The following is an 11,364-nucleotide window of genomic DNA, read 5'->3' on the forward strand; positions in this document are numbered from 1 at the left end:
CCATTATAAGTATCCTTTCTGTGGTTATTTCGTCGTTGTTTTAACCTTATCAGAAATGGATTCTTTTTTCATTTATTAAATGCACAAATGATTTACGAGAAAGCCTATTAGATGGGCGATAAAAGCCTATTTCAGAAAATCTGTGAATAATTCAGGCTCAACATTAAATTCGTGAAAAATTTTCACGATATAAATATATTCATAAACATTCCTTGCAAGTCGGTCCCGTTCATATACTACAACCCGATTAATTCGCTCTTGTTTAATTAGCTTTATCATTCTCATAAGTGCAGGTCTTTCGTCCATTGTAAGCTTTGTTGCTGATACATCAAAGTCAGTGAAAGGCACAATCTCATCAGAGGGAATATCTCTCAAAAATTCTCCGTTTGAACTTGTTTGTAGTTCAAGATCCTGCCCGCCAGAACTGGTCCGCTTATAATTTGCTGTAATTTTTTTCGTAATAATATTTATTGTCATTGGTTTTCCCTTTCCTGTTATTTGTTTTTAAATAAAATTCATCCATTGATTCTTCTATGAATAATCCGATTATATGAGGATCTAATGGCAATGATTCTAGTATCAATTTTTCAATCAGCCTATATAGTATAATGGCTGATTCTTCCGGCATTTCTTCGGAATAGGTGATGCTCATTACTTTAGGTTTGGTCAAGGATATCCCTCCTGTTCATAGTTGTCACCATTATGAACAGGAAGTCCCATTTTTATTCTTTCTTATTGGCTAAAGCAGCAGGACCCACTTCTTTTAAAAGGTCAAGTTTCAGTTGAATCTCAACCTTCTGAATGGAAGTGGATGATGAATTTGACTTACGCATAATCACTACAGGTCTTGTAGTCCCTCCCGGAAGATTAAGCTCTTGGATTATTTTGTTCACTCCGAATTCTCCTTTCAAAAAGTGCGAACAATGAAATAATCTCTTTGGAAATTCCGTATTTTTCACAATTCATATATATTACATGGAGATCAAGTTTTGTATTTTTGGTGCTACTGATGTTCTCGTTTTCTTGATGCATCTGTTTTGTCCTTCCTTTCCCTTTGAATTTGGAATTAGATTTGTTAAACAAAAAAAACCGCAGAACATGGGTCATTCTAAGGAATGAAGCCATGTAACCTGCGGTTTTCGCTTGTTTTAGTTAATTTATAAAGTTGAATGAACCGGTTATTCGGAATTCATTATATCTTGTAGTTTTTCACGTTTTAAGTGCAAATCAAGATTTTATTATTGAAATGGAAAAAGAAGAAATGCTTATTGGCACATCTTCTTTTTCCAGACATACAGATTGCACTAACGCTAACAGTATTTTCCCTTTTTAAAAATATTATTCCGATATATGCCAAAGAAAAAAATTTTATATAGCGTGTGAATAATATCCTTTTTTACTGGCTAATATTGTTAGCGAGGAAATTGTAAAGCAGCAAATGTTATACAACTTTGGGGATAAAAAGGATAAAAGGAGTGCTGTTTAATGAGATTAATGTATTTTAACGATACAGGAAGGCAGGTAAAGATTCATCCAGCCACGCTACTTCATGGGTGCAAAGTAAAAAAAGAGCCAATAAATCCTTTGGAAGAAAGAGAATTTTTCTTACCAGATCACACGTTTCCTTGGATAAAAATGTGGGACAATCAGGAACTTGGACTAAGCATTCTAGTTTCTCCAATGAAAGAGAATACGGATTGAATATTAAATAAGTGAAAATATGATTTTCCTAGAAAGAAGGAAATTTAATAATGGGGGCCTATATTAATCTATCAATTTTACCTAGAAACATATCAAAATTAGAATGGGAACAAATATATGAGGAAAGTTTAAGGTTAGTAGATGCTTTTCCATTTGCGGAAGTTGCCGAACGAGAATTTTTCGGATATAGATTGCCCGTTTATGTGAAGGCCGGAGAAAATATAGCTCCAGAACGGCATTGGACTATAAGTGGTGATTTGAATAGTAAAAGATTTGCTGAAACATTTACATTATACAGTGATATTAGTCATTATCAATCCGCACAATTAGAAAGCAGCCAAAAGGATATTTTGTTTGAAGAAGATCAAAGGGAAATCGACGTTTTTAATTCAAAAACACAAGGATATGAATATCACTTGTATATCTTAGCTATCGCCATGTTAATTGAAAGCCGCTTGCCACGTCAGTCACTGGTTAGCGGAAATATTGATTATGATCAATGTGTAAAGGCAAAACAATGGGCTGATCAATATCTTTCAACACCAATCGAAATTCCAGTAAGAGTTGATGTGGACAAATTAATTTCCAGATCCGCTCATTTTAAAAATGAGATGGACCAAATTCAATTTATTAAAGAATGGCTGATTGCGGACCAAGAAGAAATATTGAAAATGATTTACATACGCATCACTAAAAACACCTTTTTGGAATGGTTTTGCAATGAATTAAAATCATACTCGTCTCTTAATCAGCTTGGTGCATTGAAATTGCTTATTTATTACTTGAATGTAGCAGCTGATTTAAATGATTTACTTTATATGGTATGTAAATCAGAAAACGGACCGCAATTTTCTGGTTCCGAAATAATCAGAGCCGTTGCTCGTTCATGGGTGTGCTTGCCAAGAGAAAAATTTTCCTTTCTAGATTTATTTGCAAAATTTTCAGGTCATCCCGAAATAGTTGAGAGGCAGTTCGGTACTGTAATGTTGGACATGATGTTTGCTGGTAGGGAGATAAAGACTTACATCCTACTAACTGAGGTTGCGGAAATATTAGGTGAGTATTTACCTGACACAGCAAGTGAAATTCAATCGTTGTTGGAACAAGAAATATCTAAGATTGAAGAACAATTAATGGCATTTCATACTCAAATTCAGCCAACTATTGAAATTGTAAAAGCTTCTACTGAAGACAAAATGTATTTAGTTCATGAGGATGCTTTTCTATACTTTGACGGCAGTACAATTGAATTAACTGACGAGCAAGAAATAACATTAAAAGCGATTGCTTATAGTATTAAAACATTTTTAAACCAAGATGGTGAAGGGGTTTTAAAGGAATTTCTCTCTGTCCCTTTAGTAAAATTAAAGTTGATATTGGCTGCGTTTGTTTATGAAAAATATAATATGATATTAACCGAGCAAGCGTGGCAGTGGATTGATAAGACAGATGACCCCCTCTTCGTTAGAATTTTACTAGTAAAGTTAATTGTTGATGATGCAAATGATCTAAAAAATGTGAAATCTCATTCGGATATTCGAAAAGCTATGTTTGAAAATAAATTACTTACGCAGAGGATTTCGGAGTATATGGGTGATGAAACGATAATGGAGGAAATTGAGAAGTATGCTAAGCAAACGGATTAAATGAATTAAGCAGGAAATAAAAAAACATTGTATCTAACTTAGATGAACTAATGAAAAGTGTACAATCACAAAAAATAACAAGGGTAATTACTGCCCACTGCGACATTAATTCGGAGCAGATAGTATTACCTTTGTTATGCAATATAAAAAATTGCTTTTTTATGGATTGAGGCTTATAAATTGAAACTTATTCTTACCCCTGCATCTTTTATATTAAAAACAGCTTTTCCTTTGTTTGAATATGGGTTGGGCAGCCAATAGATTTCTGGATTCTCAAATAAGTTGGTAATGAAAGCGATCATATACTCAACATTTCTCTTTTTGGAATCGTCAAATGCTTTTTGGGTTTCTGAAGTCCCCATATTAAAAGAGATGTCATTTCCAATTGTGGCTTTTACTTCAATATGATATGTCTTGTTATTCCAAAAATGGTGTATGCTAGAAGATTGGGATTATGTTTGGTGGAGCTTTTATGGTGATATTTTCTTAGATTTGATGTCATTCTACTTATCTTTGATTACCTTTTCAACATAATGGTAAAATTGAACTACAAAAAACTATTTGAAAGGAGATTCTTATGGAAAGCAACTGGTAAATGATAATCTCCAGTGGATAATTGAATTAATTACTCCAGCAATTGTTGCAATAAATAAAGAACCTGACAAAAGTGTCATTCATTTTCCTATCATTGATAGTGAAAATACATTAAAACAATATATTAATCAATTTATACCTGAACCTTTTGTTATAGATGAATTAATAAAATTTAGTAGCGAAAATGAAAAAGAGACTGATAAGCAAAGAGCTACGCAGTCTTTATTAAAAACTAGGGCATTTTCTGAAAGAACTTAGTTTAGCAATGCGGAATTGTCATCAAAGGATGCTCTCAATCGATATGTTAAAGAAGAGAATATTGATTTAACTCCTAGCCTTGCGATTTTAAGACATAACAATCTATTAATAAAAAAGTGTCTACATGAAATTCAGAGAGCAGCCATTGCCCCTGCCAAATGAGAATACAGAAATCCAAATAAGCACAAAAGGAAATCTTTTAATTCCTAATAAAAGTCAATATTCAGGGGAGAGATTGTAAATGTATGTAAAAAAATTAAATATCAAAGGTTATAAGAAATTTTCCGATTTTACAATTGATTTTAATGAACATATAAATGTACTAATAGGTGAAAACGAATCAGGTAAAAGTACAATATTAGAAGCTATAGATATTGTGTTAAATCAAAAATATTTTATTAATTCAACTGGTATATTTGAACAATTTTTTAATTTAGATAATATCAACAAATATAGATGTGATCCTAGAATTGAGAATCTGCCAAAAATTGAAATTGAATTATTTTTAAGTGATAGTAATGAAATGGATAATGCTTTTTTTAATGGGTTGCATTCTTCTGATGATTCAGAGCTAAAAAGTGGCATTTTATTTAGTTATAAGTTTGATGAAAGTTATATGGAAGTTTTTGAAACAATGGGTATGCACCAAGGTGATATATTTATTCCAACAGATTATTACATTGCTGAATGGAGAACTTTTGCAGGACATAAATATATTAATAAAAAATTACCGCTAAAGAATGTTTTAATTGATAACTCCGTTAGGAGAAATAATTTGTACGATTCATATACCAAAAAAGTATTTAATAGTAGTGTGGATAGTCAAGATAAACAAACTCTTTCCCACCAATTTAAAAAAAGTTTGACGGGGTTTTTAAATAGCAATGAACAGCACTTGAACATTAAAGAATATACATTAGGAATTGATGAAAATAAAACAATATTAGAAAATATATTAGATTTGAAGAGTGGCGGTGTATCAATTCAAAATAAAGGTAAAGGAAAAGAAAATTTGATAAAAACCGAAATTGCATTAGAAATTAATAGCGATTTAATTTTATTAGAAGAGCCAGAAAATCATTTAAGCTATTTAAACACTCGAAAAATGATAGATGGAATTCAACAAAAGTGCGATGAAGTTCAAATGATAATTACTACTCATGATCCTTTGATTGTGAGTAGATTGAATTTATGTAATACCTTATGGATAAACAATGGAAAATGTAATTCACTTAAAAATATTCCAGATGAAACGGCTAATTTTTTTATGAAGACTGATAATACACAATTATTAAATTATATTTTAGCTGATAAGGTTATTATTGTTGAAGGTAATAGTGAATATATCATGCTGCCACAATTAGTAAAGAATACACTAAATTGTGTATTAGATGAAGAAAAAATCGAGGTACTTTCAGGTGGAGGAATTACTTATAGTCATTATGTTGAACTAACTAACATTATTAATAATAGTTTATTAGTTGTTACAGATAATGATGGCGACCAAGAAAGAGTAAAGCTAATTGAGGAAAAAAATTCAAAATATGCTCACTCCAATAAAAATATATTAATTAAGTGTTCTGAAAATATAGAAGAAGTCACATTTGAAGTGTGTTTATATAATAAGAATAAAAGTAAATTAGAAAACATATCTAGTGTAAAACCAAAGACTAAACCTGAATATAAGGGGAAGTCATATGATAAGAATTTAGCTTATATGTTAAAAAATAAAACTGAATCAGCTTTACGAATCACTGAAGAAAAATTGTATAAAGACAAAATTGTTTTGCCGGATTACATTAAGGAGGGAATTGAATGGCTAATTCAAAAATAATCCTAGCTACTGCTGGATCGGGTAAAACTTATTGTATTGCTAAACATCTTAATGTTAATAAGAAGAATTTAGTGATTACTTTTACACGACAGAATGTTTCAAATCTAAAAAATGAGATAATTAAAAGACATGAAAGGATACCTAATGGCACTCAAGTCATTACTTTTTCAAGTTTTATATACAGGTGGTTGTTGAAACCCATCGAGCCTATTTTAGAAGTAGGTGAAAAAAAAGGAATAGTTACTTCTGGAGTAGAGATTATTAAGGAACCACCGCCACAAAGAATCGATGGAAAGGTAAATTATCAATATTATAAAAAAGATGATTATAGACATTATATTTTTAATAATAAATACTACTCATCCAGAATGGCTGCTCTATTTACTACACAACCTAAGAAGGTCAAGAAATTAATAATGGAACGTTTATATAAGTTTTGTGATCTAATCTATTTTGATGAACTTCAAGATTTTATGGGCGAAGATTTTAAAATACTAACATCTTTACTAAAGGATTCAAAAATAGAGGTTATTGCGGTAGGTGATTTTTATCAGCACTCTGTAAGTAAATCAAATTTCACAACTAATAAACCATTTAAAAAATCAAAAGAATATATTACTAAAGATGACTATATTAAGTTATTTAAAGGTCAAGCAGATATTGACGAAACTTTACTAAATAAGTCAAGAAGGGTCCCTTCTGTAATTTGTGATTTTATCAGGAATAAATTAAAGATTAATATAGGTTCAGTTAGTGAAGTTGATGGTCATTATGAACTATTAACTGAAAAAACACAGATTATGAAAATTTTGGATTCATCAGAAGTTGTAAAATTATTTTATAGTAATAGCGGTAAGTATAGGTGTAAACCAGTAATTAACTGGGGGTATTCAAAAGGTGATACATACCAAAAGTCATGTATAATTTTAACCAAAACCTATGAAAATATCTTTGATGAAGACTTTTCATGTGATCATTTAACTCCTGTTCAAATAAATACCCTGTATGTAGCTATGACTAGAGCGACTCATGAATTGTATTTTATTAGGGAAAGTGATTTTAAAAAAATTAAAATGAGATACCTCTAATAAATTTGTTGATCATTTTTATTCCGTTAATAGCGTCTATTTCGAAAGCTTAGAGCGATTTTTATAAATTTGCAGGCTGACAAATGACGTAAGTGAAAGGTTTGGGAAGACCGTAATAAATATACGTTTTTAGGAGGATAAATTTTGAAAGCTTTTTTAACTGTTGAAAATGCAAAAATAGAAATATCTAATTCAGAACATTATATTAAGAAGCTCAAAGAATATATTAATTTAGTAGAAAATTATGAGACAGACACATTTGAAAAACTAGTTATTAAAACATATGCTTTATTAGGTAATGTTGCAAAAGTGGCTGATAAGGTAAATTCTGAAGGATTTAGATTTAATCAAAGTAGAAAATACACATCAAATGATATAACGGCCATAATACAAAGTAAAGATACTATTGACAATCTTCATGAAATAGTAAGAGATATCCAAAAGAGAAATAAGACAAAGGCAAGTAGAAAGTGGAGTTAGGCATCTATCCTATTAAGTTTTTTTATGAAAAATTCATACCTGAAAATGAAAAGGCTTTGCTCATAGACGCTAAAGTTAAAGGCAAAGTCTATTCATTTATTTTTCAAAATCAAAGGGTGCTACTATTAAAACTGTGAGTTCAACTACAGAGCAAGGGGATGTTACTCAGCGTATTGTGAAAAATCCGAAAGCTTTATCAACCTAAGACGAAGGAATAGGTGGGACATTATCCTATTCCTTCGTCTTTACCAAGAAAAACAGAACGAAAACTAGTAGGACAATAATTGTGAAGATGCTTAGTTGTAGCCAATATTGAATGGCAATCTGTCCTACTTCACACCAAAATGTAGTGCTCCCTAATAAGGAAAATGCTTTAGGATAAATTGCGGCAAATATACCAATCAACCCCAATGTTAACCCTAACCACCAACTGTTTTCTTTCAACTTTTCTTTCATTAAATATATCCCCTTTCACTTAGAAAAATGCTGATACTATCACTTTATATCAGGATTATATATATAGGAAGGGATACAATAAGCGAAAAAAGTTATGTAAACGTTGATTTGACAGGATTTAAATTCTCCATTTATTAATAAAAAGTTGTATAATATACACCTAAAGGTTGTACAATTTGCAACTTTTTGTTGTAAAGTTGCAATATACACAACTAATAATGAGGTGGTCATAATGGGATTTAGTAGAAAACAATACAAAAACTATTGGGGCTCTTTTGTTTTGGATTGGTTTCAATATTTACAAGATTACGAACTTACTAGCGCAGACTACAAAACCTTGTTCTTTCTATGCGAAGAAATGAATCATGATAACAATATTGCATATCTAAAACAAAAACAAATTGCCGAACATCTAAAGATGAATAAAGGTAATATTTCTAGATCCATAAAGAAATTAAGCGAAAAACAATTCATATTAAAATGTGAGAATGGATTCATGATTAATCCTCACTTATTTTATGTTGGAAGAAGAGGTTTGCAAATGCGTTTTGAACTTAGGGATAAATTTGACACTTTAGTTAGAGGTACTGGAGTGACGACTAGGTTTGATTTAAATGAGGATGACTACCAATTAGAAGAGATAGCGGTTGAAGAAATCACTGATGAAGGCGATAGTAATGAAGTTATGCAACCAGATAATGATAGGTTTAAAGGTATGTTTTAGGAATTACTCCCTTCCATTATTTAGGGGGATGTTGATTGGCAATCCTTATATAGTTTTAATAACTAACACTGTTACAACGATATGTCTTCGATCATTACTCAATCCATACATTCAGCTAAAGGTTAAGACCATGTATATGTTTTGAATTTAATAGAGGATGGATTACCATCATATGCAGTAAGAACAAGGAGATCATAACATTTAAGTGGTATTAGAAAGACGTGGATGTTTTGTTGTCATTATACGAACTCTATCTAATTGACACTTATGTAAGCACAAAGGTGTAATGGATGAGTAAAACAACCTTCAAAGTTTTTATGAAACTTATAAAGAAGTTTTATTCAATTAAAATGGACGCTATCTTTTTTGAAAGGTATCGTCTATTTAGTGCGCCCGGTATGGGTGTAGATGATAACTTAAAAGTGATCCACAATGACAGTTGAAAACTGAGCCACTTCCGATAGAAAATAACCCTAGTGATTAAGCTAGGGGGAAGCGACAGGAGTGAAGATTTGAAAGATAAACAAAAAATTATTCATATGTACTTGGAGGGGATTAGTAAGAGAGATATAGCTAAAGAAGCAATGATGTCTAGAAATACAGTAAGCGAAAATATCAGTAATAATAAACTAGGTTATAATCTAATGATTATGCAGGTAGAAATTAACAATTCTAGCAAACAAACTTAAGAATTCAAATATCGCTTAATAAACTTACATATCATGCATAGAGACATATCCTGATCGTTAATAAGAGATATAGAATTACTATTAGATAGAAAGTGGTGTGTGAATTGGATGAAAAACAAGAAAGAGTCATTTTTTACAGAGATGTATATGATTTACCAAGTATTGATGATTTTATTGTTGAGTTTAAATTTAATGATACAACTGTTTATACTAAAGGCAATCAACTAATTGTTGAAAGTATTAAAACAATTGACAGTATTGATAGCCCATTGGAAATAAAACGTTATACTAGACCAGATCTGCTAGTGGTTCAAGGTATCTTGTGTTACTTTACAGGACATCTATTTACAATATATGAAATAAAAGAGGGTGAAACGCAGATATTAGAAAGAGGAATTAATCCTTCTAAGAATATAGAGTGTACCATTTTTTCTTTAGAAGGATTGGATCAGTCCAAGGATTTAAATTCATTACTTGAGAAGTTGAAAGATAGTCGTTTTAAAACGTTAATTATTACTTTATTAGATAGATGGAGAAAAGCACTTTATATGGTTGCTGAAAGTGAAGTAGATACTTATCATGACGAAGCAATTCTAACGCATTTTCATATTCTTGAATTACTCGTAAGCTACTACTACAATGATTTTAAAGAGGAAGCCAATGAAGAGATAAAGTCTTTTCTAACATTATTCTCTTCAGAGATACTTAATCAAAGTGGTAAAGCTAGAGAAAATACAATTAATTCTAAATTAAGAATTTTAAAGGAAGTACTAATTAGCGATGAGGCATCAATCGCTACAAAGATAAATTATTTCTTAAAAAGGCATTCTATGTTAGACGAACACACATACTCCTTAGTTAATAAAATTGTTAAAATACGTAATTCCATAGCACACGGTCGAATGTCATACAAAGAAAAGTTAATCTGGCCACTCCCTCCTTTCTTCAACATTTCAAGTATTGATACTCAAATGATCATTTCTCAAATTCAAATTTTGACCGCAAGAGCTATTGCTGTGCATTTGGGTTTAGACTCTTGGAAAGAGGCTTGGGGGTTCATACATAATACTCTTCCACCGTCAGATGAAGTACTTATGAATTTATTAAAAAGTCCTGAACAAATAACTGGTTCTGATCTTATAGATGGTACCTATAGAAATATTACTGTGGAATCATTAGTAGATTACTATATTGATAATAGAAGTAAATTTAGCTTAACTGAATTAGAACAAGTAATATCCAAGACGTTGATTGAAATACCAATAAATGAGGAAAATAGTGCAATATTATTCCTAGCGTCAGTATTATTAAGTGATTCGGATAACGAAGAATTATCTAGCATTTCGAAAAATAACGTGGAACTTGTTCATAAATATGACTGGTATGGATATTCCAACATAAAAGACATAGTACGGTATTTTGATTTTTACGATATAGAGGTCAAATGGTTATATTCATGGATCGAGGATGGCGGTCATATTGAAGCTAAAAGGAGCTAAATATATATGAGAATTATTGAAAACCACAATCTTAAATGGACAGAACATTACTTGAAACATGTTGATAAATACCAAAAGTATATGGCTTGGAAATAAGTCAAAGAGACATCGCAAAAGAAATACAAAAAATAGGTATGGGACATCCGACTAATAGGTGCAGTGGTAATATGAGGTGTTTTGAGATTTAAGTTGAATATATACATATTGGTGACATTAAGTTAAATAAATAACAAAGGATATTTAAAATGGATATAGCCATTTTTGATGATTATTCCGGACAAGGCAATGCAAAAAGAGCAATAAATGAATTTACCAAGATCTTCTTCTTACAGAATATAGGTTTAAGCCTAGAGGCAATTGTTAGAAAAGAGAATCCTGTAAAGGAAAAAGTACTG

General features: G+C 30.8%; 13 protein-coding genes. 9 read left to right on the forward strand and 4 right to left on the reverse strand.

The window, feature by feature from the left end:
• Positions 1-126: 126 nt before the first annotated feature.
• From TY15_RS21935 to TY15_RS24505, 3 genes are read right to left on the reverse strand one after another with little or no spacing between them, the layout of a single operon-like run.
• On the reverse strand, positions 127-477 hold the full coding sequence (locus TY15_RS21935; protein ID WP_040206375.1) for a recombinase family protein: 351 nt from the start codon (positions 475-477) through the stop codon (positions 127-129).
• Positions 434-670, reverse strand: coding sequence for a hypothetical protein (locus TY15_RS21940; RefSeq protein WP_040206376.1), 237 nt, complete (start codon positions 668-670; stop codon positions 434-436). Before TY15_RS21940 ends, TY15_RS21935 begins: the two co-directional genes overlap by 44 nt.
• 52 nt (positions 671-722) lie before the next feature.
• The gene (locus TY15_RS24505) at positions 723-893 is read right to left on the reverse strand and encodes a hypothetical protein (RefSeq protein WP_157042282.1); all 171 of its coding nucleotides are present in this window, start codon (positions 891-893) and stop codon (positions 723-725) included.
• A 592-nt stretch (positions 894-1,485) separates the two neighbouring features.
• Here TY15_RS24505 and TY15_RS21945 point away from each other — a divergent pair.
• From TY15_RS21945 to TY15_RS21975, 6 genes are all read left to right on the forward strand, one after another.
• On the forward strand, positions 1,486-1,701 hold the full coding sequence (locus TY15_RS21945) for a hypothetical protein (protein WP_040206378.1): 216 nt from the start codon (positions 1,486-1,488) through the stop codon (positions 1,699-1,701).
• A gap of 50 nt (positions 1,702-1,751) precedes the next feature.
• Positions 1,752-3,347: a hypothetical protein gene (locus TY15_RS21950; RefSeq protein ID WP_040206380.1), complete on the forward strand. Its 1,596-nt coding sequence runs from the start codon at positions 1,752-1,754 to the stop codon at positions 3,345-3,347.
• Positions 3,348-3,908: 561 nt separating this feature from the next.
• Complete coding sequence (locus tag TY15_RS21960) at positions 3,909-4,199, forward strand: hypothetical protein (RefSeq protein WP_040206384.1); 291 nt, start codon at positions 3,909-3,911, stop codon at positions 4,197-4,199.
• Between the two features lie 241 nt (positions 4,200-4,440).
• Positions 4,441-6,033 (forward strand): ATP-dependent nuclease, encoded by a 1,593-nt coding sequence (locus TY15_RS21965; protein WP_040206386.1) that lies wholly within the window; start codon positions 4,441-4,443, stop codon positions 6,031-6,033.
• The gene (locus tag TY15_RS21970; protein WP_040206388.1) at positions 6,015-7,121 is read left to right on the forward strand and encodes an AAA family ATPase; all 1,107 of its coding nucleotides are present in this window, start codon (positions 6,015-6,017) and stop codon (positions 7,119-7,121) included. Before TY15_RS21965 ends, TY15_RS21970 begins: the two co-directional genes overlap by 19 nt.
• Positions 7,122-7,265: 144 nt before the next feature.
• The gene (locus TY15_RS21975; RefSeq protein ID WP_040206389.1) at positions 7,266-7,601 is read left to right on the forward strand and encodes a hypothetical protein; all 336 of its coding nucleotides are present in this window, start codon (positions 7,266-7,268) and stop codon (positions 7,599-7,601) included.
• Between the two features lie 231 nt (positions 7,602-7,832).
• Here the strand turns inward: TY15_RS21975 and TY15_RS21980 are convergent, their stop codons facing one another.
• Positions 7,833-8,057: a hypothetical protein gene (locus TY15_RS21980; RefSeq protein WP_040206392.1), complete on the reverse strand. Its 225-nt coding sequence runs from the start codon at positions 8,055-8,057 to the stop codon at positions 7,833-7,835.
• A 232-nt stretch (positions 8,058-8,289) separates the two neighbouring features.
• Between TY15_RS21980 and TY15_RS21985 the strand changes: the two genes are divergently transcribed.
• The 3 genes from TY15_RS21985 (at position 8,290) to TY15_RS21990 (ending at position 10,969) form a co-directional block, all read left to right on the forward strand.
• Positions 8,290-8,781 carry a helix-turn-helix domain-containing protein gene (locus TY15_RS21985; RefSeq protein ID WP_042375575.1) on the forward strand — a complete coding sequence of 164 codons (492 nt, stop codon included), beginning with the start codon at positions 8,290-8,292 and terminating at the stop codon, positions 8,779-8,781.
• Positions 8,782-9,293: 512 nt separating this feature from the next.
• On the forward strand, positions 9,294-9,470 hold the full coding sequence (locus TY15_RS24510; protein ID WP_142305374.1) for a helix-turn-helix domain-containing protein: 177 nt from the start codon (positions 9,294-9,296) through the stop codon (positions 9,468-9,470).
• A gap of 104 nt (positions 9,471-9,574) precedes the next feature.
• Positions 9,575-10,969, forward strand: coding sequence for a hypothetical protein (locus TY15_RS21990; protein WP_040206394.1), 1,395 nt, complete (start codon positions 9,575-9,577; stop codon positions 10,967-10,969).
• Positions 10,970-11,364 lie beyond the last annotated feature (395 nt).

Origin of the sequence: Neobacillus jeddahensis (assembly GCF_000612625.1) — a bacterium.
Lineage (GTDB): Bacteria > Bacillota > Bacilli > Bacillales > Cytobacillaceae > Neobacillus > Neobacillus jeddahensis.

Coding starts and splice junctions, on each gene's coding strand:
- TY15_RS21970 (WP_040206388.1), top strand. CDS start 6,015: ATGGCTAATTCAAAAATAATCCTAGCTACTGCTGGATCGGGTAAAACT.
- TY15_RS21950 (WP_040206380.1), top strand. CDS start 1,752: ATGGGGGCCTATATTAATCTATCAATTTTACCTAGAAACATATCAAAA.
- TY15_RS21935 (WP_040206375.1), bottom strand. CDS start 477: ATGACAATAAATATTATTACGAAAAAAATTACAGCAAATTATAAGCGG.
- TY15_RS21965 (WP_040206386.1), top strand. CDS start 4,441: ATGTATGTAAAAAAATTAAATATCAAAGGTTATAAGAAATTTTCCGAT.
- TY15_RS21985 (WP_042375575.1), top strand. CDS start 8,290: ATGGGATTTAGTAGAAAACAATACAAAAACTATTGGGGCTCTTTTGTT.
- TY15_RS21945 (WP_040206378.1), top strand. CDS start 1,486: ATGAGATTAATGTATTTTAACGATACAGGAAGGCAGGTAAAGATTCAT.
- TY15_RS21980 (WP_040206392.1), bottom strand. CDS start 8,057: ATGAAAGAAAAGTTGAAAGAAAACAGTTGGTGGTTAGGGTTAACATTG.